Source organism: Pseudoalteromonas sp. SM9913 (assembly GCF_000184065.1).
GTDB classification, from domain to species: domain Bacteria; phylum Pseudomonadota; class Gammaproteobacteria; order Enterobacterales; family Alteromonadaceae; genus Pseudoalteromonas; species Pseudoalteromonas tetraodonis.
The window spans coordinates 3170721-3194417 of the sequence record NC_014803.1; the positions used below are offsets into that span (position 1 = coordinate 3170721).

Annotated in this window: 26 protein-coding genes; 14 read left to right on the forward strand and 12 right to left on the reverse strand. The window is 40.8% G+C overall.

What is annotated here, in order from left to right; translation table 11 throughout:
* Positions 1-15 precede the first annotated feature (15 nt).
* Positions 16-612 carry a hypothetical protein gene (locus PSM_RS14600; RefSeq protein ID WP_013466153.1) on the reverse strand — a complete coding sequence of 199 codons (597 nt, stop codon included), beginning with the start codon at positions 610-612 and terminating at the stop codon, positions 16-18.
* Between the two features lie 385 nt (positions 613-997).
* Between PSM_RS14600 and PSM_RS14605 the strand changes: the two genes are divergently transcribed.
* Positions 998-1291, forward strand: coding sequence for a hypothetical protein (locus PSM_RS14605; protein WP_013466154.1), 294 nt, complete (start codon positions 998-1000; stop codon positions 1289-1291).
* A gap of 51 nt (positions 1292-1342) precedes the next feature.
* Here PSM_RS14605 and leuD read toward each other — a convergent pair whose 3' ends face one another.
* From leuD to fabR, 5 genes are all read right to left on the reverse strand, one after another.
* Positions 1343-1942 carry a 3-isopropylmalate dehydratase small subunit gene (leuD, locus tag PSM_RS14610; protein WP_013466155.1) on the reverse strand — a complete coding sequence of 200 codons (600 nt, stop codon included), beginning with the start codon at positions 1940-1942 and terminating at the stop codon, positions 1343-1345.
* Complete coding sequence (gene leuC / locus PSM_RS14615) at positions 1942-3342, reverse strand: 3-isopropylmalate dehydratase large subunit (protein WP_008465616.1); 1401 nt, start codon at positions 3340-3342, stop codon at positions 1942-1944. The genes leuD and leuC overlap by 1 nt, the downstream gene beginning before the upstream one ends.
* 56 nt (positions 3343-3398) lie before the next feature.
* Entirely contained in the window at positions 3399-4475 is a 1077-nt protein-coding gene (gene leuB / locus PSM_RS14620; RefSeq protein WP_013466156.1) for a 3-isopropylmalate dehydrogenase, read from the reverse strand.
* Positions 4472-6025: a 2-isopropylmalate synthase gene (gene leuA / locus PSM_RS14625; RefSeq protein WP_013466157.1), complete on the reverse strand. Its 1554-nt coding sequence runs from the start codon at positions 6023-6025 to the stop codon at positions 4472-4474. Before leuA ends, leuB begins: the two co-directional genes overlap by 4 nt.
* 395 nt (positions 6026-6420) lie before the next feature.
* Positions 6421-7038, reverse strand: coding sequence for an HTH-type transcriptional repressor FabR (fabR, locus tag PSM_RS14630; RefSeq protein WP_013466159.1), 618 nt, complete (start codon positions 7036-7038; stop codon positions 6421-6423).
* 130 nt (positions 7039-7168) lie between these two features.
* On the opposite strand from fabR, the gene PSM_RS14635 reads away from it, so the two are divergent.
* On the forward strand, positions 7169-8302 hold the full coding sequence (locus PSM_RS14635) for an acyl-CoA desaturase (protein WP_013466160.1): 1134 nt from the start codon (positions 7169-7171) through the stop codon (positions 8300-8302).
* Positions 8303-8315: 13 nt separating this feature from the next.
* Positions 8316-9746, forward strand: a complete 1431-nt coding sequence (sthA, locus tag PSM_RS14640; protein WP_016900074.1) for a Si-specific NAD(P)(+) transhydrogenase — start codon at positions 8316-8318, stop codon at positions 9744-9746.
* Positions 9747-9819: 73 nt separating this feature from the next.
* Here the strand turns inward: sthA and hemE are convergent, their stop codons facing one another.
* Positions 9820-10884: a uroporphyrinogen decarboxylase gene (gene hemE, locus PSM_RS14645; RefSeq protein WP_013466162.1), complete on the reverse strand. Its 1065-nt coding sequence runs from the start codon at positions 10882-10884 to the stop codon at positions 9820-9822.
* Positions 10885-11391: 507 nt separating this feature from the next.
* Between hemE and PSM_RS14650 the strand changes: the two genes are divergently transcribed.
* Positions 11392-11862 carry an Rsd/AlgQ family anti-sigma factor gene (locus PSM_RS14650; RefSeq protein ID WP_013466164.1) on the forward strand — a complete coding sequence of 157 codons (471 nt, stop codon included), beginning with the start codon at positions 11392-11394 and terminating at the stop codon, positions 11860-11862.
* A gap of 59 nt (positions 11863-11921) precedes the next feature.
* Here the strand turns inward: PSM_RS14650 and fkpA are convergent, their stop codons facing one another.
* The gene (fkpA, locus tag PSM_RS14655; protein ID WP_013466165.1) at positions 11922-12674 is read right to left on the reverse strand and encodes an FKBP-type peptidyl-prolyl cis-trans isomerase; all 753 of its coding nucleotides are present in this window, start codon (positions 12672-12674) and stop codon (positions 11922-11924) included.
* Between the two features lie 195 nt (positions 12675-12869).
* Between fkpA and PSM_RS14660 the strand changes: the two genes are divergently transcribed.
* Both PSM_RS14660 and PSM_RS14665 read left to right on the forward strand, forming a co-directional pair.
* On the forward strand, positions 12870-13868 hold the full coding sequence (locus PSM_RS14660) for a WD40 repeat domain-containing protein (protein ID WP_013466166.1): 999 nt from the start codon (positions 12870-12872) through the stop codon (positions 13866-13868).
* The gene (locus tag PSM_RS14665) at positions 13855-14070 is read left to right on the forward strand and encodes a SlyX family protein (RefSeq protein ID WP_013466167.1); all 216 of its coding nucleotides are present in this window, start codon (positions 13855-13857) and stop codon (positions 14068-14070) included. The genes PSM_RS14660 and PSM_RS14665 overlap by 14 nt, the downstream gene beginning before the upstream one ends.
* An 11-nt stretch (positions 14071-14081) precedes the next feature.
* On the opposite strand, the gene PSM_RS14670 is transcribed toward PSM_RS14665, so the two are convergent.
* Positions 14082-14285, reverse strand: coding sequence for a YheV family putative zinc ribbon protein (locus PSM_RS14670; RefSeq protein ID WP_008114218.1), 204 nt, complete (start codon positions 14283-14285; stop codon positions 14082-14084).
* A 132-nt stretch (positions 14286-14417) separates the two neighbouring features.
* On the opposite strand from PSM_RS14670, the gene PSM_RS14675 reads away from it, so the two are divergent.
* On the forward strand, positions 14418-16337 hold the full coding sequence (locus PSM_RS14675) for an ATP-binding cassette domain-containing protein (protein ID WP_013466169.1): 1920 nt from the start codon (positions 14418-14420) through the stop codon (positions 16335-16337).
* On the forward strand, positions 16324-16740 hold the full coding sequence (locus tag PSM_RS14680) for a TIGR02444 family protein (RefSeq protein ID WP_013466170.1): 417 nt from the start codon (positions 16324-16326) through the stop codon (positions 16738-16740). The genes PSM_RS14675 and PSM_RS14680 overlap by 14 nt, the downstream gene beginning before the upstream one ends.
* Before the next feature lie 77 nt (positions 16741-16817).
* Here PSM_RS14680 and PSM_RS14685 read toward each other — a convergent pair whose 3' ends face one another.
* Both PSM_RS14685 and PSM_RS14690 read right to left on the reverse strand, forming a co-directional pair.
* On the reverse strand, positions 16818-17051 hold the full coding sequence (locus PSM_RS14685) for a helix-turn-helix transcriptional regulator (RefSeq protein ID WP_013466171.1): 234 nt from the start codon (positions 17049-17051) through the stop codon (positions 16818-16820).
* Positions 17044-17544: a hypothetical protein gene (locus tag PSM_RS14690; RefSeq protein WP_013466172.1), complete on the reverse strand. Its 501-nt coding sequence runs from the start codon at positions 17542-17544 to the stop codon at positions 17044-17046. Before PSM_RS14690 ends, PSM_RS14685 begins: the two co-directional genes overlap by 8 nt.
* Positions 17545-17648: 104 nt before the next feature.
* Here PSM_RS14690 and PSM_RS14695 point away from each other — a divergent pair, with 104 nt between their 5' ends.
* The 6 genes from PSM_RS14695 (at position 17649) to PSM_RS14720 (ending at position 23314) form a co-directional block, all read left to right on the forward strand.
* A complete protein-coding gene (locus PSM_RS14695; RefSeq protein WP_013466173.1) occupies positions 17649-18623 on the forward strand; it encodes an IS1595-like element ISPesp2 family transposase in 975 nt (324 codons plus the stop codon).
* A gap of 86 nt (positions 18624-18709) precedes the next feature.
* The gene (locus PSM_RS14700) at positions 18710-19150 is read left to right on the forward strand and encodes an energy transducer TonB (RefSeq protein ID WP_013466174.1); all 441 of its coding nucleotides are present in this window, start codon (positions 18710-18712) and stop codon (positions 19148-19150) included.
* A gap of 598 nt (positions 19151-19748) precedes the next feature.
* A complete protein-coding gene (locus PSM_RS14705; RefSeq protein ID WP_013466176.1) occupies positions 19749-20741 on the forward strand; it encodes a hydrolase in 993 nt (330 codons plus the stop codon).
* The gene (locus PSM_RS14710) at positions 20738-20983 is read left to right on the forward strand and encodes a YheU family protein (protein ID WP_008114225.1); all 246 of its coding nucleotides are present in this window, start codon (positions 20738-20740) and stop codon (positions 20981-20983) included. Before PSM_RS14705 ends, PSM_RS14710 begins: the two co-directional genes overlap by 4 nt.
* 60 nt (positions 20984-21043) lie before the next feature.
* On the forward strand, positions 21044-22234 hold the full coding sequence (locus tag PSM_RS14715; protein WP_013466177.1) for a dipeptidase: 1191 nt from the start codon (positions 21044-21046) through the stop codon (positions 22232-22234).
* Between the two features lie 174 nt (positions 22235-22408).
* Complete coding sequence (locus tag PSM_RS14720; protein WP_013466178.1) at positions 22409-23314, forward strand: hypothetical protein; 906 nt, start codon at positions 22409-22411, stop codon at positions 23312-23314.
* Positions 23315-23472: 158 nt separating this feature from the next.
* Here PSM_RS14720 and PSM_RS18645 read toward each other — a convergent pair whose 3' ends face one another.
* On the reverse strand, positions 23473-23613 hold the full coding sequence (locus tag PSM_RS18645; RefSeq protein ID WP_013466179.1) for a hypothetical protein: 141 nt from the start codon (positions 23611-23613) through the stop codon (positions 23473-23475).
* Positions 23614-23697 lie beyond the last annotated feature (84 nt).

Consider the following 23697-nt stretch of genomic DNA (forward strand, 5'->3'; position numbering starts at 1 on the left):
TTAACCTGAACTAAGTTAGTTAACGCCATATCCCCACGGCGCAGCCGGTGGTGTGATAGGTTTAGTTAAATCAAAATCAACACGGAATTCGCGACCTTGGCGAATAAGTCGATAAGTGAACTGTTCAGGGTAAATATACATTTGCCATTTATTGCCTACCGATTGCGGTATGCCTTGGCTAACAAATAACTCTTTTGAATACTGATCTGCAGGGAATGACTGCATATTAGCAAAACCCGCATCCACAGTATGACCGCCATACATAGTAGACACATCATCGCTGCCATCTTTATGGCGATGATCGTGCTTTAGGCTCAAACCACTACCTGTTTTAGTAATAATCCACGTACGTGAAGCATCATCACCGACATGAAACGGCACTTGTAGCTCACGTTCATTACACTTACGCACATGCATAACTAATTTTTTACCGGCAAATGAACTCGGCCCTGTGGCATTATCAACCGTTACTTTACCCTCAAAAGCTTTACCGCAATGTGCAGCAATACTATTGAAAAAGCTATCATGACTTGGAATTGATACTAAAGGTGCTGGGCGAGCTAATGCAGCGGTTGATGCCAGCATAAACGCTGCAGCTGTTAATAATTTCATAATGTGTCCCTAAACATGTAAAAAATCAGCTTAGCGTTTAAGCAAACACAAAGAAAATAATCACGATGAACAGCAATAAAAATTAACAGAACAATGGAGCTTTGCTTTAATTAATTGGTAAAAAAATATCGCTTGAAAGAAAATGAGAAATTAAATATCGTTGTTTGATAAAGGAGAAATAACTAATACCAACTCGCTTAATTAAGCGGTCTATTTTGAGGCAGGAAAAACGGGTTGATAGCTAGGCAAGAAATTCGCTATTTAGTTGTTCTAAATGAGAATTTTTTAACACAGATAGCGACACGTTTAGCCCCGCAAAATGATTGAGTATTATTGCGGATTGGTATAAACGTAAAGCCAGTTTTAGCGTGGAGCACATATTTAAATGGAAAAATATATCGGCTTAATAATCATCGTATTACTATTAATTATTCAAAATCGCTACACTCTGCACATATATCAACACCTTGCTGAGCAGCACCCAGAACAATGGAAAAAATTATCACAAAATTCATTAGATGGGACACCCTATGCCAATCTTGCTGAGTCATTTAAAGATGGTTTTTTTTCGACTATCAACGACCCAAAGGTAGTCCGCTACCAGAAATTTAAAACTCTCAATTTATTACTAATGGCAATGATTACATTAGCAAGCTTATTGCGTGGTTTTTTAATATAAGCGATTAAAAAAGCGCAACCTAAGTTGCGCTCCAGTTTCATATGTAAAAGGTTACTGCCACGGTCTTTCTGCGGCTAACTGCTTTTCAAACGCATCAATTTGCGGATTGAGGGTTTCGGTTACACCAATAAAATCTAAGCCACTTAATAAACGCTCTTTTACGTCTTTGCGAATATCAAAGCGAATTGGCGCAAACTTATTGCTGGTAAGCACTTGGTTTTCAAGATCCACATCAATGTGAATATCGTCGTGCTGCTCACTTAACACAAATAACTCTTCCAGCGTTTGCGCTGGCAATGCAATGGCAAGCATTTGATTGTTACCACAGTTATTAAAGAAAATATCAGCAAAGCTTTCAGCTAAAATCACTTCAAACCCATATTGCTTTAATGCCCATGGTGCGTGCTCGCGTGATGAGCCACAGCCAAAATTATCGCGGGTTAATAATATTTGCGCACCTTGGTAACAAGGACGATTTAAAATAAATTCAGGATTTGGCTCGCCATTATCTAAATAACGCCAATCGTAAAACAGTGCTGCATCAAAACCATCACGGCTTGTTGAGGTTAAAAACTGCTTAGGAATAATTTGGTCGGTATCGACGTTGTTTTTATCAAGTGGGGCCATTAAGCCGCTAAAATAGATGCTCATTAAGCTTCTCCTCTAATATCAACAAAGTGACCATGTATTGCAGCTGCTGCCGCCATTGCAGGGCTCACTAAGTGTGTACGTCCGCCGCGCCCTTGGCGACCTTCAAAATTACGATTCGAGGTGGAAGCACAGCGTTTACCAGCTCCTAAACGGTCATCGTTCATAGCTAAACACATCGAACAACCCGGCTCGCGCCACTCAAACCCTGCAGCTTTAAAAATATCGGCTAAGCCTTCATCTTCAGCTTGCTGCTTAACTAAGCCTGAGCCTGGAACAATCAGCGCTTCAATACCAGCTAAAACCTGTTTACCTTCAACAATTTTTGCTGCAGCGCGTAAATCTTCAATGCGGCTGTTGGTGCATGAGCCAATAAATACCGTGTCTACTTTGGCGCTTGATAGTTTATCGCCCGCTTTTAAGCCCATGTATTTAAGCGCACTGCGAATTGCATCGGCTTTAATTAAATCGGTTTCTTTATCTGGATCTGGAATACATTCATCAACGCCAATCACTTGCTCTGGATTAGTCCCCCAAGTAACTTGCGGTTGAATACTGCCTGCATCTAACTCTACTTCTAAATCAAAATGAGCACCATCATCCGTTTTTAAAGTTTCCCAGTAGGCAACAGCGGCATCAAAATCAGCACCTTTGGGTGCAAACGGGCGCCCTTTTAAGTACTCGTAAGTGATTTTATCTGGGGCAATTAAACCTGCCTTGGCACCCATTTCAATGCTCATGTTACACAATGTCATACGGGCTTCCATTGATAGAGCTTCTATGCCTTCACCACAAAATTCAGCCACATAGCCAGTGCCACCAGCAGTGCCTAGCTTACCAATAACCGCCATAATTAAATCTTTAGCTGTTACTGTAGGGCGTAATACACCGTTAATTTGAATTTTTAACGACTTCGCCTTTTTTTGCTGTAGTGTTTGCGTAGCTAATACATGCTCAACCTCTGAGGTACCAATACCATGTGCCAAGGCACCAAACGCACCATGCGTTGAAGTATGACTATCGCCGCAGACTATAGTGGTACCTGGTAAAGTAATCCCCTGCTCAGGGCCAATAACATGCACTATGCCTTGGTTTACTGAATTTAAGTCGTACAGCAAAATGCCAAATTCTTTACAGTTTGCATCCAGTGCCATTAATTGATTTTTAGAGACTTCGCTGGCTGCATCCAGTGAACGACTTTTAGTTGAAACATTATGATCCATGGTGGCAATGGTTTTTTCTGGACAACGCACTTTACGATTTTTTTCACGTAAGCCTGCAAATGCTTGTGGTGACGTCACTTCGTGTACTAAATGACGGTCAATATAAAGTAAATCGGTTTGCTCATTAATGCTGGCAACGGTATGTGCTTGCCAAATTTTATTGTATAAGGTTTGGGCCACTTGCTAACTCCCTGATCTGATTGAGCCACAGCCTGACGGTGTTGTGGCTTTAATAATTAAATGCGTGAAACTATGGCCGCTGCTACATCGGTGGTGGTATAGCCGCCCTGCGGATAAATATCCGGCGTTCCCACACCAGCTTCAACCGCCTCTGCGACTGCTTTTTCAATCGTACGAGCCGCTTCGTCTTGGCCTAATGAGTAACGTAGCATTAAGGCGGCACTTAAAATTTGTGCGATTGGGTTTGCCACCCCTTTTCCGGCGATATCAGGCGCTGAACCACCCGCGGGTTCATACAAGCCAAAGCCTGATTGGTTCAAACTTGCCGACGGTAATAGACCCATTGAACCGGTGATCATCGCGCACTCGTCCGATAAAATATCACCAAATAAATTATCGCAAAGTAATACATCAAACTGGCTAGGTTGTTTAACCAGCTGCATCGCTGCGTTATCTACATAAATGTAATCTAAGCTCACTTCTGGAAAGTCTTTACTCACTTCGGTTACCACTTCGCGCCATAAAACGCTTGATGCTAAAACATTGGCTTTATCAACCGAGGTCACATGATTGCTGCGCAACTTAGCGGCCTCAAAAGCAAAACGTGCAATACGCTCTATCTCTTTACGTGAATAAGTTTGCGTATCAAATGCAGTTTCTTCTGCCCCTTCGCCACTGCGACCTTTCTCACCAAAATAAATACCACCCGTTAGCTCGCGCACACATAAAATATCAAAGCCTTTTTCGCTAATATCAGCACGTAGTGGTGATGCAGCGCTTAATGCGGGTAACAACTGAGCAGGGCGTAAGTTACAAAACAAACCAAAGTGCTTGCGCAGTGGTAACAGTGACGCGCGCTCCGGTTGGTCATTAGGTGGTAAATGTTCCCACTTAGGGCCACCCACGGAACCAAATAAAATAGCATCGGCGTTTTCACACGCTTTTAAGGTCGTATCAGGAAGTGCTTTGCCAAATTCATCAATGGCAGCACCACCAATAGCATGGTGTTCACGGTTCAGAGTAAAGCCAAACTTATCACTGACTGCATCAAGCACTTGCTCTGCAGCTGCCATAACTTCTGGGCCAATACCGTCGCCCGCTAATACGGCAACGCTGTAATGTGTTTTACTCATCCTGCTTTCCTTTGTTGTTTTAAATCAGACACTTTTTGTGCTCGATAAATTAAGTTATAAACCCGAACCATAGCGCGTACTGAGGCTTCGACCACATCGGCCGCAATACCGGCACCGTGATAAGGACGGCCATCATATTTAGCAATAATATTCACTTGTCCTAATGAGCTTGCACCTTGGCCGGTGGCCTCTAAATTGTATTCAATCATTTCAACGCTCATACCAGTTAAGCGCTCAATGGCTGCAAATGAGGCTTCTACCGGGCCGTTACCTGTGGCCGCTTCTTGTTTTGCTTCGCCATCAATCAACAAACCTATCGTTGAGCTGGCTACCGATTGAGAGTTCGACGTAGAGTGAACAAACTCTAATTGATATTTTTCATCTTTGTCGCTGATTTGATTAAAGTAAATCATTGCTTCTAGGTCGTAGTCATATACTGTGCCTTTTTGGTCAGCTAACGCAACGAAACTTTGGTATAAGCTATCCATGTCGTAATCAGATTTTTGATAACCTAATTCTTCTAAGCGATGCTCTATAACATGACGCCCTGAACGCGAGGTCATATTTAATTGATTACTTGGCACACCCACACTTTCAGGTGACATAATTTCATAGGTATTTTGCGCTTTTAATACACCATCTTGGTGAATACCTGAACTGTGGGCAAACGCATTTTCGCCAACAATCGCTTTATTTGGCTGTACCGGCATATTACAAATTTTGGCTACTTGGCGAGAGGCGCGGTAAATTTCTTCGCTTTTTATATCGGTATATACGTTTAAATGGTCTTTGCGCATTTTCATGATCATCGCCACTTCTTCAAGTGAACAATTACCCGCGCGCTCCCCTATACCATTAATGGTGCATTCGATTTGGCGCGCACCGGCTTGAACGGCAGCAACAGAGTTAGCAACGGCTAAGCCTAAGTCGTTATGGCAATGCACACTTAAACGGGCTTTATCAATATTTGGCACGTTGTTCATTAAATGACGGATCATTGCTGCGTATTCATCTGGCGTTACAAAACCGACGGTATCTGGCAAGTTAATCGTGGATGCACCGGCATTAATAGCTTGCTCAACAATTTTGCATAAATCCCAATGTGGTGTACGTCCTGCGTCTTCACATGAAAATTCCACATCATCAGTGTAATTACGGGCAAGCTTGATTGATTTAACCGCCATCGCGGTTGCATCATCTAAGCTCATACGTAGTTTATGCTCAAGGTGTAAAGGGCTGGTTGCAATAAAAGTGTGAATACGGCTTTGCTGTGCACTGCGAAGTGCCTCGCCACAGGCTTCAATATCTTTGGCAACCGAGCGTGCTAAGCCACAAATAATAGGGCCTTTTACTTCAGTGGCAATTCGCTGCACTGAGCGAAAGTCAGCGGGGCTCGAAACCGGAAAGCCCACTTCCATGACATCCACATTTAAGCGGCTAATGGTATGCGCTAGTTGAATTTTATCATCTTCAGTCAGGCTTGCTTTAAGTGCCTGTTCGCCATCGCGTAAGGTGGTATCAAAAATCCATACTTTATCTTGCTCTTGCATAACTGCCCCTCATTCCTGTGTTACCCAAATTTCGATTTATCCCTGCAGCGAGATAAAAAAAACCCCGCAATTGCGGGGTTTTGTTGTTTAGCTCAATGCAAACACACTAATCCCCGCTCACTTGCCACAGCAGTAAGAGGTTTAGTTTTAGTGTAATTAAACGATTAGTTTGCATTTGTTTTCTTGTGTGTGTGTCCAATGAGGCTTATTTTTATCATTGCAGCGCAATAGGTGCAAGCATAAAAATGCCATAAAAATAATTGCACAAGACTTTTAAGGGATTTAAAATTCAACAAATAGATAAAAAAGAGATAAAAAATCCAACCTCAGAGGGCGTGGCGTTTAAATTAACAAGCACCGTAAAGTACAGTGCTTATTTTAACTTTTTTTAATATTTACTCTTTCTTTTCTGCGCGTACGTAATTTGACGCACCACGAGTAATATAGCGTAACTGCCAAATAACTCGCTCAATTAATTCATCGCGTTGCTGACCTTCAATATCTAGCGCTTCGGCGCCAGCATTAAATACCAACGTAACCATAGCCTCTGCCTGAATATACGCATGAATCGCATCACAGGGCGTTTCACTTTCTAAATAATGAGCAAGCTCTAAAATAAAGTGTTTCACTTCACGTGCTACAGCCGCTCTAAATGCTTTTGAGGTACCCGAGCGCTCACGCAGCAATAACCTAAATTGATTACTAGAGTTATCAATAAACTCCATAAAAGTAACCACAGACGTATTTATTACACTGCCGCCACTGGCTATTCGCCTACGAGCTTGACGCATCAGCTGACGCAGCGTTAAACCCGCTTCATCAACCATGGTTAAACCTAGCTCGTTCATATCTTTAAAGTGACGGTAAAAAGAGGTGGGCGCAATACCCGCTTCGCGCGCTACTTCACGCAAGCTCAAATTTGAAAAGCTATGATCAGCACTAAGCTGATTAAAAGCAGCTTCAATTAATGCTTGTCGTGTTTTTTGTTTCTGTTGTGCTCTAACGCCCGACATCAACAGCTCCCTGAATGAATTTGTAATAAATTTTTAATTAAAAAAATAGCTAATAGTACAGTCTAATACTTGACGGCAGCAGATTGAAATATTATTTTAGCGTACAGTTGTACGCTGAGAAATGAGAAAGATGAAAAAACCACCACTTATATGGACCAACGTCCTGTTCTTTAGCCTGACGTTTTTGGCTGCTGTTACACTTGTACCTTGGTATGGGTTTAACTATGGCTTTACAGGCACACAATGGGCTGCTTTTGTAGCTTGCATGTTTTTTGCTGGATTATCGATCACTGCGGGTTACCATCGTTTATGGGCGCACAAAACCTACAACGCACACCCGGTCGTTGAATTTATTTTTGCCTTAGGCGGCGCGTTTGCTTTGCAAAACAGTGCGCTGCATTGGAGCAGCGATCATCGTATTCACCACGGTCAAGTTGATGACCCTGTAAAAGACCCTTATGCCGCTACCAACGGCTTTTGGTATAGTCACATAGGCTGGATGCTGCGCGACTACCAAGGCGATAGCTACGGTGATTACAGCAATTGCCGCGACCTACAACGCAATAAAATAGTGATGTGGCAACATAAACATTACTTAAAGCTGGTAGTTGCCATGAATGTTGGTTTACCACTGGTATTAGGTTTAATGTTAGGTGATGTGTGGGGCATGTTATTACTAACGGGACTACTTCGTTTAGTACTGAGCCAGCATTTTACCTTTTTTATTAACTCTGTTGCGCACATTTGGGGTTCTCGCCCTTACACAGAAAAAAATACCGCACGCGATAACGGCTTTTTAGCCTTATTTACTTATGGCGAGGGTTATCATAACTTTCATCATATTTTTGCTAGCGATTACCGCAACGGCATTAAGTGGTTTCATTACGACCCAACTAAATGGATGATCCGCTCGTTAGCTGCACTTGGTTTAGCGAGTAAATTAAAGCGCACACCGGTTGAGCGCATAGAAAAAGCTAAAGCAGAAACCTTGATGAGCAAAACACAAGGTCGCCTCGCAAAATTGCCTTTAGCGCAAGATAAGCTTACATTATTACAACAAGAGTACGATTTGTTGCTTAAAAAACTGCAAAATTATTGCTCATTACAAAAACAAGTGTTGGAAGCTAAAAAAAATAATATGGCAAAGCAGTGTGAAAAGTCGGCATTAATGGCACAATATCACGAGCTTGAGGCCGCCTGGGAAACACAAAAACAGGCATGGCTAGCACTTAATGCGAGGTTATTAAAAGCCTCTTTTAGTTAAAATAGGAGTGGCTGTGGCCAAACAACCAGAAAAGAAAAAAGTACCCGTGACATACCAATATGATGCAATCATTATTGGCACGGGTCCTGGCGGTGAAGGGACCGCTATGAACCTCTCTAAAAGTAACAAAAAAGTAGCGGTTATTGAACGCCAAACAGCCGTGGGTGGTGGCTGTGTACATTGGGGTACCATTCCTTCAAAGGCACTTCGTCATTCTGTTAGTCGCTACATTGAATACAAAGCAAATCCTTTATTTAACGTAGGCGAGCGTCCGGTAAGACTTACCTTTCCTGATATTTTACGCCATGCCAGTTCGGTAATTTCAAAGCAGTCAAACTTACGCAGCAGTTTTTACGATCGTAACCGCATTCATATGTTTCAAGGCGACGCTAGCTTTGTTGATAAGCACACTATTGAAATTAGACGTAATGACGGTTCTACTGAGCGCCTTACTGCACAAACGATTGTTATTGCTACCGGCTCACGACCTTATCGCCCACCAGGGGTGGATTTCACCCACTCACGAATTTACGAAAGTGACACTATTTTAGGCCTTGAACACGACCCGCATCGCGTACTTATATACGGCGCGGGTGTAATTGGTTGTGAATATGCGTCTATCTTTAAAGGGCTAGGTGCCAAAGTCGACTTAGTGAATACTCGCGATCGCTTATTGGCGTTCATGGATGCTGAAATATCTGATGCATTAAGCTATCACTTTTGGAATAGCGGTATTGTAATTCGTCATAACGAAGAGTTTGATCGCATTGAAACCCGTGATGACTGCGTTGTTATGCATTTAAAATCGGGCAAACGTGTTAAAGCTGACTGTATTTTATTTGCCAATGGCCGAACAGGTAACACTGATACCCTTAATTTAGAAGCCATTGGCTTAAAAGCAGATAGCCGCGGACAGATAAAAGTAAACGAAACCTACCAAACAGAAGTAGACAATGTATACGCGGTAGGTGATGTTATTGGCTATCCAAGCCTTGCGAGTGCTGCCTTTGATCAAGGTCGAATTGCCGCAGATGCCATCGCGTGTGGTAATTGTGATGAAAAGCTGATTATTGATATTCCAGCCGGTATTTATACTATTCCTGAAATGAGTTCTGTCGGTAAAACAGAGCAGCAATTAACTGCTGCAAAAGTACCGTATGAAGTGGGACGTGCGCAATTTAAACATTTAGCCCGCGCGCAAATTGCAGGCACCGATGTGGGCAGTTTAAAAATATTATTTCATACAGAAACCAAAGAAGTACTCGGCGTGCACTGCTTTGGTGAGCGTGCCTCTGAAATTGTGCATATTGGCCAAGCTATTATGGAACAAAAAAATGGTGGCAACACCATCGACTACTTTGTAAATACCACGTTTAACTACCCAACGATGGCAGAAGCCTACCGAGTTGCGGCGTTAAATGGTTTAAATCGCTTGTTTAAGTAATATTAAGCACTAGGTAACAAAAAGCCCGCTTGAATCAAGCGGGCTTTTTTAATAACTCATCGTTATTTAGAAACTATTTATGATATTGCGCACTTAATTCATGCACGGCGTTAATGAATACACCGGCATTTTCTGGGTCAACATCTGGTGTAATACCGTGGCCTAAATTAAATACATGGCCATTGCCAGTACCAAAGTCTTCTAAAATAGTACCAACCTCTTGGCGAATACGATCAGGCGTACCATGAAGCATTGATGGGTCCATATTACCTTGCAGTGCAACTTTATCGCCAACACGACGTTTAGCATCACCAATGTTAATAGTCCAATCTAAACCTACTGCGTCACAGCCCGTTGCGGCAATCGCTTCAATCCACTGACCACCATTTTTGGTAAATAAAGTAACCGGTACTTTACGGCCATCGTATTCACGAATTAAGCCATCAACAATTTTATGCATGTATTGCAATGAAAACTCATTGTAATCACGCGGGCTTAGTACACCGCCCCATGAGTCAAATACCATTAGCGATTGCGCACCCGCTTTAACTTGCGCGTTTAAGTAATCTATCACCGAATCAGCTAGTTTATCGAGTAATAAATGCAGTGTTTGCGGCTCAGCAAACGCCATTTTTTTGATTTTACCAAATACTTTACTGCTACCACCTTCAACCATGTAAGTTGCAAGTGTCCAAGGCGAACCAGAAAAACCAATTAATGGCACTTCGCCTTTAAGTTCACGACGAATAGTGCTCACTGCGTTCATTACATAGCCAAGCTCATCGGTAGGATCAAGTTTAGGAATTTTTTTAACATCAGCTAGTGACGAAATTGGGCGTTCAAACTTAGGGCCTTCGCCTGTTTCGAAGTACAAGCCTAATCCCATTGCATCGGGAATAGTTAAAATATCACTAAACAAAATAGCTGCATCTAATGGGTAACGGCGCAAAGGCTGTAATGTTACTTCACAGGCTAACTCAGCATTTCTACACAGGCTCATAAAATCGCCCGCTTGTGCACGTGTAGCACGGTATTCAGGTAAATAACGTCCTGCTTGACGCATCATCCATACCGGCGTGACATCAACAGGTTGCTTGGCAAGGGCACGTAAATAACGGTCGTTTTTTAATTCGCTCATAGCGTATAGAGTCCTAGGGCTTTTAGAAATTGTGCAAGATTGTACCACCATATTCACGCCCCCTCTATCGCTAAGCGATTAAATCGCTACAGAGTAGCGCTAGATCAAGTAATTTTTAATTTTCATGTTACTTTGTACATAAAACAACCAAACAAACGTTAACAATAAAAACTTTTCATTAAACTATTTGCAACATCTAAAAAAGCTTGATATTGTATCTCCCGCGTTAACAAAACAATAACAAAAATTGTTAATATAAAAATAATAAAAATCTCTAATAAAAATAAGAATGCTTGTTTAAACAAGTCTAATAAAGAAATTAAACCACCGTAATAGGTGGTTTTTTCTTGCCTGGAATAAATTACTTACAACTTATACCCTTAAACAAAATTCCCTCTGGTATTACATCTATTTTACTTGTTGATATACACGCCAATTAAATATATCTTGGATAACATAAGTTTTATTTTTAATTTAAAAAATCCAACCCAGCTTAGGAGAAGAATTATGCTGAAGCGTGTAGAAAAAGCTCAACAAAAGTGGGGGGGTAGCCATACGGTCATCGATAATTGGTTAAACGAACGCCAAGAGTTGATTGTGCTTTACTGTAAAATTGCAGGCTTTTCACCTTATGAGAAAAAAGATCAGTCTTTGCCTGAACCATCACAAATTCAGGCATTTTGCCAAATTTTAATGGATTATTTATCTGCCGGCCACTTTGAAGTGTACGACGATATTGCTAAAGCCTGCGAAAAGAAAGGCCTAGAAAGCCAGCAACTCGCTAATACGATATACCCACGTATTTCAGATACCACTGACATCGCTCTGGATTTCAACGATAAGTACGCTGAGGTAGACGCTGAAGATTTACTAGAAGGCTTTGATAACGATCTTTCAGTAATGGGTGAAGCACTCGAAGCGCGCTTTGCACTTGAAGATGAGCTGATTGATAACTTATTTTCTAATCACACTGACTAATTAGTTATTCAACGTAATAAAAAAGGGACCTAAGGTCCCTTTTTTATTATCTATAACGCTTATTCTGCAGCGGCAGCTGCTGCATCATTTTGAATTTCTAATAATTCAACTTCAAAAATGAGTGTTGAATTAGCAGGAATTTTACCTAAGTCACGATCGCCGTAAGCAAGGTCTGAAGGAATAGTAAATTTGTACTTAGACCCTACAGGCATAAGTTGTAAACCTTCAGTCCAACCAGGAATTACACGGTTTAGTGGGAACGTTGTCGGCTCGTTACGTGAGTAAGAGCTATCGAACTCAGTACCGTCTAACAATGTGCCTTTATAATGTACTTTAACCACATCAGTTGCTACTGGTTTTGCGCCTTCGCCTTCGCTCATTACTTCGTACTGTAAACCAGACTCAGTAACCATCACGCCTTCTTTTTTAGCGTTATCAGCTAGGTATTTTTCACCTTCAGCTTTGCTTTTTTCAGACTCTACTTTTGCTTTTTCTTCTTGTTTAGTACGCACTGATTCGTCTAATGCTGTTAGTACTTCACGAATTTTCTCTTCGTCAATTTTTGCATTACCCGCAAGTGCATCTTCAAAGCCTCGCATTAATAAAGCTTGGTCTAATTCAATACCAATTTCTTTTTTATCCGCTAGGTCTTTATTTAAAAAGTTACCCACAGATGCACCAATACCGTACGCTTGTTGCTGTGCTACAGTATCTAGCTTAACGTCTGCTTGCTCTTTTTTTGCTTCTTGATTACAAGCTGTAAGCGCTAAAACTGACGCTGCAATCAATGACAATTTAATCGTCTTTCTCATTTTAAATCTCCGACACACTTTGCAGTTGCCATTTATTGTAATATTACTAGTTAAAGATTAACGGCCTACATGGTAGGCTGCTTGTTTAATAGCTAAACTAAAAACATATCCAGTGATTAGACAAACAACCTAGGCGTTTAACGAGACCTAGTCTAACCTCTCAGTCACTAAGAGTTAAGAGGAAATACCTGTAATATGTCGTTATTTCGTACTTTTTTAGTCGCCACTTGCTGTTTATTAACAATTGCATGTAGTGATGAAAAACAACAAGCAGTGGCCAGTTTTGAGCACACTGCACAGGGCGCCTTTTCATCTGCGTTATCGCACGATGGTCAATACAGCTTAGTGTCTTCTATCCATCATGGGGTCGCCCTTTGGGATAATCAACAGCAAGCGCTTAAATACCAATGGTTTCAACAGCAGGCTGAAGATAGCTTAGTTTATGCCGTAGCCATTGCTTTTGATAATAGCGTGGCTGTTACCGCCGAAAAAACCACCTTTGCGGTCTGGGATATTGCCACCGGCAAAAATAAAGGCTTTTATAAAATACAAAAAGCCAGCATTCGCGATATTGCCATTAGCAACCAAGGCCAAAGTGTTGTTTACGGGCGCAGCGATGGCGTTGTGGTATTTATAAACCTTAACACAGGTAGGCGCATTGAATTTTTAGGCCATCAAGAAAAAGTAAATACCGTTGACCTATCACCCAACGGGCGCTATGCACTAAGCGGCTCTAACGATTATGTTGCCTACTTATGGGATACTCAAAGTGGGCAAGTAGTTCATCGCTTTAATCACCCAACCCGAGTAACGCAGGTCGCTTTAGATCCTCAAGGGCGCTATGCTTTTACCGCCGACAGTATGGCACAAGCAAATGTATGGAAGCTGACTACAGGTGACCTTGTTAGTAAACTAAAGTATATTGCGCGTCAGAAAATTTTTACCGCAGTGCGCTTTAACGATCAAGGCACTTTATTAGCAACCGGTTCACCCAATAAACGGGTTGATTTATGGCAGCTAACCAGCGGTGAAAAAATTCAAACATGGCAAGTCACTCCGCGAGAAGGCAGTAAGCCCAAATCGGCAGTGGTACTTGATGTGGCATTTACAGATAACGGTAAATCATTGTTAACTGAAAGCTCGAGCGGAATCGCTGAGCGCTTTATTATACGAGAACCAAATGAACACAATTGAACATCGGCTAATGGAACTTGAGGCTAAAGTGGCTTTTCAAGACGAAACAATTGAAATTTTGAATGATGAAATAAAAGTTCACCAGCAACAGTTGGCAAAAATAAAGCGCCAAACCGAATTGCTGGCTGAAAAACTTAAAGAGTCGCAAGCATCGCAACCTATGATGTCGAATATGCCGGAGCCTCCGCCACCGCATTACTAAACTGTTTAGGTTTAGTCGCCTGGATTAAACACGCCAATGATCTGTTCAAATTGGCGTGTTGATGCCTGCACAGCCTGCTCTGGTTGAGCCATTTTGTGACCACACTGCATACATTCAACTTTTTCTACGTCATGCTCTTTGTAGAGCATTAACATATCCATGGTTTTACACTCAGGACACGTTGCTCCAGCAATAAATCGTTTTTTATGTTTCACTTCGTTTTTCCTACCATTTTGACTGACGTTATTTTATCGCAATATTTGCCTACTTGATACGATTGATATAGCTAATAAGATCCGTGTTATAATGGCCGCAATTCAATCAAGGCACAGTAAAGTAACGTATTTATGATCCAAATCTCAGAAATAGAACTGCTTCGCGGTGGCAAAGCTTTATTAAAAAATGCATCGGCTACATTATTTCCAGAGCACAAAGTAGGCCTTGTTGGTGCTAATGGCTGTGGTAAGTCAACGCTATTTAGTTTATTAAAGTCTGAGCTTTCGTTGGATGGCGGTAATTGCAGTATTCCTAAAGATTGGTCACTGGCCTCAGTAAAACAAGAAACCCCCGCCCTTGAAATAAGCGCTATAGATTACGTACTGCAAGGCCACCCTGAATATTATGCGCTACGAATTGCTTTGCGTGAAGCTGAGCAAACCAATGATGGCGACACTCAAGCTAAAGTGCATATTCAGCTTGAAAATATTAAAGGCTATAGCATAGAAGCCAAGGCAGGAGAGCTATTACATGGCTTAGGGTTTGCTAATAACCAAATAGAAAACCCAGTAAGTGCATTTTCGGGTGGTTGGCGTATGCGTTTAAACTTAGCCCAAGCGCTTATTCGCGATGCCGACTTGCTGTTACTGGATGAGCCTACAAACCACCTTGATTTAGATGCTGTGTATTGGCTTGAGCGTTTTTTACGTGCCTACACTGGTACATTGGTACTGATATCTCATGACCGAGAGTTTTTAGATGCGGTGGTTGATCAAATTTGGCATATAGATAAACAACTTATCAATGTATATAAAGGCAATTACTCGCAGTTTGAACGCCAAAAAGCTGAGCGTTTATTACAGCAACAAGCCATGTTTGAAAAACAACAAGATCAAATTGCCCACTTAGAGCAATTTATTACTCGTTTTAAAGCTAAAGCCAGTAAAGCCAAACAGGCACAAAGCCGCGTTAAAGCGCTAGAACGCATGGAAAAACTTGCCCCTGCACATGCTGACTCGCCATTTGATTTTGAATTTGCCGAGCCAACCGCTCTGCCTAACCCGCTAATGACACTCGACAAAGCTAAAGCCGGTTATGGTGATGTGACCATTTTAAACAGTATTAAGCTGAACTTAGTGCCAGGTAGCCGTATCGCGCTGCTTGGTAGAAATGGCGCAGGTAAATCAACACTTATTAAGCTGCTCTCTGGTGACTTACAACCTCAAGCAGGTGAAGTGTTTCAGCATCAGGGGTTAAACATTGGCTACTTTGCGCAGCATCAATTGGAATCACTTGATTTAAAAGCCAGTGCCGTCACTCATCTGCAACGTTTAAACCCTAAAGCCAGCGAACAATCACTGCGTGACTTTTTAGGCGGCTTTGCCTTTGTAGGCGATAAAGCACTCGACCCTGTTGCCCCTTTTTCAGGCGGCGAAAAAGCGCGCTTAGTGCTAGCTATGTTAGTCTATCAAAAGCCAAACTTACTGTTACTCGATGAGCCAACCAACCACCTTGATTTAGAAATGCGCCACGCATTGGTTATGGCATTACAAGGCTTTGAAGGCGCTATGGTCACGGTATCGCATGATCGCCACATGCTTAAAAACACCGCTGATGAATTTTACTTAGTTGATAACGGCGAAGTTACTCAGTTTGGTTACGACCTAGACGCGTATTATCAGTGGCTGCTTAATGCTAATAAAGAAGCCGCTAAAAGCGACACCGATGACGAGCCAAAAGCCCACTCACAAGTAAACCGAAAAGAGCAAAAGCGCTTAGAGGCCGAGTTTAGAAAAGCGATTCAACCGCTTAAAAAGCAAATTGAAAAGCTTGAAAAACAATTGGATAAATTTGCTGCAGAATTAGCTGACGTTGAAGAGGCGCTCGGCGATAACACACTTTATAACGATGAAAATAAAGCTAAGCTCAAAGAGCTAATTACCAAGCAAGCCACACTTACGCCTAAGCTTAATAATGTTGAAGAAGAGTTATTAATGGCCCTTGAAGAGATGGAACAAAAAGAACAGGCATTCGCCGATGAACTTGCTTAACAGCAACGATTTTTGGCAGTTTGCATGTCAGCTTTATAGCGAAGATGGCATGCAAGCGCGCCTGTTAGATTACCAAAACCTGCAAGGTAAAAACGTCAACCTATGCTTGTTGCTGTATTACTTAGATTCTCTCAATCTAGCTATTAACCAAACACAGCTGAGCAAGCTTGAACAATCTATTAGTGAATTTGAGCAGCAGGTATTAAAGCCTCTACGTACTACCCGCGCCTATTTAAAAACAATTCAAACCGAGATTACCGATTACGCCGCAATTCGAAAAGCACTTCTCGGCGCCGAGTTGAAGTTAGAAAAGCAGCAACAAATAATATTGATTGATGTAGTTAATAGTATGGATTTAACAGCCTGTTCAACGCCCAATAACAGCGATAAATATTTGGCATGATTTTTCACCATTATTTTCATCATATCACTTATATTATGAATATTAGCTCGTAATATACGTGGTTACTTTGGTTTGTTTTATAAACCAAGCTGCATATCTTTGGCTTTGTATTGAAACACCTCTTCTAATGGCAAGTTAAAAACTATAGAAATTTTAAAAGCCACTTCTAGAGAGGGTGAATATTTATTTGCCTCAATTGCCATTACCGTTTGCCGAGTTACACCAATAGCATCTGCTAATTGCTTTTGCGTCATTTCATCGCGTAAAAAGCGTAATGTTCGAATAGAGTTAGTTATTACATACTCACTCATAAATATTACCCGTTCTACCTTTATAAAGCTGCGCTATATAGTTGACTATTTCGGCAATCAAAAAAGCACCTACCATGACGTGCATTGGTAAGTATGGAATATTATATTCAATGGCTGGGCCCCAGTTATTAGCTTCAATTTGATACTGAACAATAGCAACACAAATTCCCGTCTGTAATATTATGGCCTTATATTTATAACCCACTAAATTTATTTGCTTTTCTCTCACATCAGGTGGCTGATTTAATTCATTATCACTGATAAATGAAAGTAATAAATAGCTCAATACTATAAGTATCACAGAATAAATTAACACCTGTAGCAATAAACCAGATAACCAAGAAACAGAACTAAGCTGCTGCGTACTCGCATTCATTAGGCTGTTTACATAAAAGTAAGATATGTACACGCTTACTAGTAAATCGATACTCAGCGTCAGTTCTCTAAAACTTATGCTTTGTAAAAATTCTTTAAAGTGCTCTGAACGAGTCATATAAAGCTAACCCCAAGTAAAATATTTTGGCTCTATTAGCGTTAGTTGTTGATCTCTGAATTTGTACTATAATTAATTGTCCCAAAGCGAGAGAGGTCGGGACATTGAAGAAAAATCAATTCACACTAATAATTGAATCGTTATCTAAGCTAACACATAACCAAAAACGATTGCTACACCATCACGTTGTAGAAGACCTCAAACGTGGTGATACTGATAACTTGATCAATGAATGTAAAGGCGATGATGTTATCTGCCCTCACTGTGGTAATGAGGAAATTGGCAAATGGGGCATGGCTGCTGGCTTACAACGCTTCAAATGTAAAAACTCTTCATGTGGAAAAACTTTTAATGCTCTAACTAAAACACCTCTAGCTCGATTGAGAAAGCGTGAACTCTGGGCAAAGAACCTAGAGTACATGTTAGATGGCTTGCCAATTAGACGAGTTGCGGAACTCTTAGAAGTTGCAGAGACTACAGCGTTTCGATGGCGACACAGATTCCTTAAAGCTCCAGCACAGCGCAAACCATCAGAAGTAGCGGGAATCATCGAAGCTGATGAAATGTTTTTCATGGAGAGCTTTAAAGGCAACCAAACAATATATGATCGTAAGCCTAGAAAACGAGGTGGCATGGGCGATAGACGTACTGTTGATGATAAAATCCCTGTATTGATCGTAGTAGATAGAAGCGGAGGTTTAACAGACTTCGTACTTGAAGAACATTCAAGCGATGAAATTCACAATGCAATGAGACCAATAGTAAATCACGACAGTATTCTCTGTAGCGATGGCGCACACGCCTATCGTTCTTTCGCCAAGGAAGAAAATATCCAGCATTATCGCACGATAGTCAGTAAAGGTGAGCGAGTGATAGGTGGTCAATTCCATATCCAGAACGTAAATGGCTATATGAGCCGTTTACGGGGCTGGATGCGAAGGTTTAATGGTGTTGGCACAGAATATCTCCCAAATTACTTAGGTTGGATGAGAATGATGGATAGCAAGAAAGATAAGTACAAAGAGGTAAGGCTTGCATACTTAGTTGACGAAAATCTTGCTTATGGCCTCGCTGCCTAGATTTATATTTATTTGATTATGAAGGCGATTTTGTTACATTAATATGTACTTACATATTGATAATAAAAATACTAAGGAAGGAAAAAATGAAAAAGAGAATCGCAATATTAAGTTCAATATTAGGGTTGCAGTTTTCTGCTGTAGCTCAAGCTAATAACTATGCTGACGTTAAGCTTACTCACCTAGATCCAGAAAAGTCTGCTGCTACATGGGTTAGAACTAAACAAGTCACTCCTAGATACCCTATGGATCTAGCTATGAAAGGTATAGCTGGTTGTGGAGTCTTTAAGCTGACCGTAGATGAAGACGGTAAATCACAAGATATAGAATTAGTTTCGTCTATTCCTAAGAAAGTTATTTTCAAACCTGCTAAAAAGGTCATAAAAACGTGGCGCTGGGAAAATGTTTCAGGCCAGCCAAACCAAGCTGAAGAAAAGGTAATACGCTTAGATTTTTGTATGGGCGGAAGTTCTGAAGAAGAAGCAAAAGCTAGGTGTGCTGAACAAGCAAAACTTCAATGTGAATAATATTTAAAATACTTTCCAAAATAGCGTGGGAATAATCAGTAATTTCCACGTTTTCCCCCACAAAAGGAATTATTCAATACTTAACGCTAATAGAGCCATTTTATTTAACCTAAAACAAAGCAACGGTTATTCAAAGCTGAACTTTGCTGACCATCTTTATTATAAAAGTGATTAAAAAATCGCAGATAATTTACTAAAAAGTGCAAAATCGACTTAACTTTATTGATCAAAATCAACATCTGCATTGCCCATTTTATAATCTTTTAAATAGCTTGATCTGGATCATATCAAGCCCTGCCAAGCCAGCCTATGATTAACCCATAGACATCAGGAGGCCATTATGGACGTATTCTTTAGAGATTTTTTTAGCGACCCAGTACTATTTTTATCATTTGGATTTTTAGGCGTCGTTATTAGTTTATGCCTCTTCTTTGTGTATTTTTTCATGAAAAAAGTACACGATGCAGATATTAAAGAACAGCATTAAGCACGACGCACAAAGCGCCTTATTAGTTTACTGATTAGGCGCTTTTTATTTTTAAATATAAAAAATTTGCTACACTAGCGCTTCGTTTATTGCAAAGTGCGTAGTACAGACATGATCCCTAAGTTCAAACCCGCATGGTGGATGACCAACCGACACGTTCAAACCATAATGCCGCGTTTTTTTCGCCCTTTTCACCATACTCGCTACGAACTTGCGCAACTTGATACACCCGATGGTGACTTTATTGAGCTTGCTTGGTCACTCCCGCATAACGAAACGGCGCCGCTCGCAGTGGTACTTCATGGACTTGAAGGCAACATAAATAGTTTTTATGCCAAAGGCATGATGAAAGCATTAAAAAAGCAAGGGTTTGCAGTGGTGCTAATGCACTTTAGAAACTGCTCAACCGAAGTCAATCGCCTGCCAAGAGCCTACCATAGTGGCGACACTGCCGATTTAGCTTTTTTTATAAACCATTTAAAACAGCAATTTCCAAAGCGCCCGATTGTGGCGGTTGGCTTTTCATTGGGTGGTAATGTGCTGGCTAAATACTTAGGGGAAGAACACATTCACTGCCCGCTTAGTGCAGCCGCCGTGATATCTGCGCCCTATGATTTGTCATCATCTAGTGATGTTATTCGTAAAAGCTTAGGTAAAATTTACCAAAAATATTTGCTCGATCGGATGAAAAAGTCGATGCAACGCAAACTACCACAAATTAAACAGCAAATACCGATCACCACCGATCAGTTAATGGAAATTGACGATTTATTAGAGTTCGATAACCAGCTTACAGCACCGCTACATGGCTTTGAAAATGCGCACGACTACTACAAAAAAGCCAGTGCCATGCCGTATTTAAAAGATATTGCGACACCCACACTAATTATTCATGCCAAAGACGACCCTATGCTGTCGATTAAAGCAGTTCCAAGTAGTCAGAATGTGAGTGAGCATGTTACGCTGCGTATCTCAGAGAAGGGCGGCCACGTAGGTTTTATTAGCGGTAACAACCCATTTAAACCCGTGTTTTGGTTAGAGCAAGTGGTGCCTGATTATTTTAAGCAATGTGTATTTAATAACACCGATAAAGAGTGGCTATGATTATTCCTTTTGAACAACTTGATAAAGACACACTGTACAACCTAATTGAAAGCTACGTTTTGCGCGAAGGCACTGACTATGGCGAACAAGAGTTCAGTATTGAAAGTAAAGTAGCGCAAGTAAATCAGCAATTAAAAAGCGGCGAAGCTATGGTATTTTTCTCTGAGCTACATGAGTCGGTCACCATAATTTCTAAAAGTGAATTCAAAGCACTACAAAGTGAAGCGCAATTCGACGAGTAAACTTGTCAGACACGGCGTAAAAATAGACAATGGCTTTTTTAACTTAAAGAGCCATTATAAATGATAAAACTAAGCTCAATAGTTATTGCAATGTCGATTGCATTAACAGGTGCAGTACACGCAGAAATTACTCCCTCGGATAAAGCAATTAAGCTTGCACACGATACCATTTTAATCGATACCCACATTGATGTACCTTACCGTATTCACGCAAAATGGGCTGATGTAACTAAAGCTACTGATGGCGGCGATTTTGATTACCCTCGTGCAGTAAAAGGCGGTTTAAACGCGCCATTTATGTCGATTTATATTCCTGCTCATTTAGAGTTTGAAGGCAAAGGCAAAAGCTTTCAATTAGCGAATCAATTGATTGATGGTATGGAAGCAATTGCACAACGTGCACCTGACAAGTTTGCCATTGCCAGCTCAACAAGCGATATCGAAGCACAATTTAAGCAAGGTAAAATGTCGATTGCTATGGGCATGGAAAACGGCTCACCCATTGAAGGCGATTTAAACAACCTACAGCATTTTTTTGACCGTGGTGTGCGCTATATCACCCTTGCTCACTCGCAAAGCAACCATATTTCTGACTCATCATACGATATTCGTCGCAAGTGGAAAGGCCTAAGCCCATTTGGTAAAGAGCTAGTAAAAGAGATGAATAATATCGGCATGCTGATTGATGTGTCTCATATCTCGGACGATGCGTTTTATCAAGTGATGGAACTGTCTAACACCCCTGTGATTGCATCACACTCATCACTACGTAAATACACACCAGGTTTTGAGCGTAATATGAATGACGACATGTTATTAGCTCTTAAAAAGAACGGTGGTGTGATTCAAATTAACTTTGGTTCAAGCTTTGTTACTGCTAAAGCAGGTACGTGGGGCAAACAGTTAAAAAGTAAAAAAGAAGCGGTAAAAAAAGATGGTACTAAGTTAAGTAAAGATTTTGATGCGATGTACCGCGCTAAAAACCCTTACCCATTTGCAAGCTTAGAGCAAGTGCTTGATCATATTGATCACGTTGTGAAGTTAATTGGTATAGAGCATGTTGGTATTGGCTCTGATTACGACGGCGTAGGTGACTCACTGCCTATCGGTTTAAAAGATGTGTCTAGCTACCCAAACCTTGTACAAGGCTTAATGGATAGAGGCTACAGCGATAGCGATATTAAAAAGATTTTAAGCGGCAATACGCTAAGAGTGTGGAAGCAAGCTGAGCAATACGCAAAATCTCATTAAGCTTTACGCGCTAGGCTTAGGTCTAGCGCTTATAGCCACTTTAAACACCGTATTTCGCCACTCACGCCCCGCATTCTTAATTAACCCGTATATTTAACCCTCATTTAACACACTTTTTAACAGACTTATATTTCGAAAACAGATAAATTACCCATTTTAGAGGCTGATTATTTTATGACTATAAACAAAGGAACTATTGCTATAGCAACACTTGCCTTGGTAATTTCATGCTACGGAACATTTTTTAAAGATCAGGCCAGTTCGCTTAATAAACCCAACCAGCAACAGCTAAGCTCCACAGTTTCTATTAGTACTCCTGCAGAATACCAGCAATCAAATGAAGCCCTAATTGACGAACTAAGCAAGAAAGTAAGTTCGCTACAACGCAAAATAGCAAACTTAAAACTGCACGCTAATGACTCTTATCAAGAACAAGATACCGACGAATTTAAGGAGCTTGTTCTTGACGTACTAGAGGAAAAACAGCAGCAAGAAGATGAAAAACGACGTGAGCAAAATCCTCTTTATAGCTTTTATGCAGATTTACCAGAAGACTATGATTTAAGGATCAAATCAGAACCTGATTATGCTAAACAAATAAACTCTCAATTAAGAGAGCAAACTTTAGATCCAAGCATCTCTGATTTAAATAGGTTAGCTGCACTGAGCCAACTGCAAATGAATATGTATATTCTAAATAAATCTACTATGCCTGAGTATGACTATGAAGTAGTGGGTAACATTTTAAATTTAGCGAACAACAGTAGTGACGAAAAATTTAAAATTCAAGCTGTTGAGTTATCAACTCAAACACCGGTACTTGATTACCGCCTTGCAGAGCAGTTTACAAACTTGTTAGAGCAAGACTCGAATGATTATATCCGTCGCTTAGCTGCACAAGGGTTGATGGCGCAATACTACCAAGCTCAAAATAAACAAGGTGGTTATACGAAGCAAATGGCGCAACATCTACTTTCAGTTTATGACAATACCTCTGACAATGCAGTCAGGGCAACGCTTGACGAAATGATGGGTAACCAAGATATGCTTGATGAATTACGTAAGAATGCTGGTTACTAACTAATTAAGTCCATACTCCTACTTTGTTACAGCGATAACATTAATAATTACATTTTACCTCAGGCATAAAAAAACCGAGACTGAGCTCGGGTTTTATTAATGCTTAATGCATTACAACTAATGATTACTCTACGATAGTTGCTACAAAGCACCGATGCCTAAGTAAGTGCGCCACCTTCATGCTTTATCCTCTGAGTTCGATAAAACTCAACCCATACTACGATGATCAAATTAATACCGCTTTGCTCTGCCTGAAGCCTCGCACCTAATACCTGAAACCTGTATTTTTCTTGAGACATTAAAAAGCCCGACGCTAAGCTCGTTTTTTTTCGTATTAATTAGCTAGGCTAATTATTACTCGTTGAACGTTGCTACAAAGCACC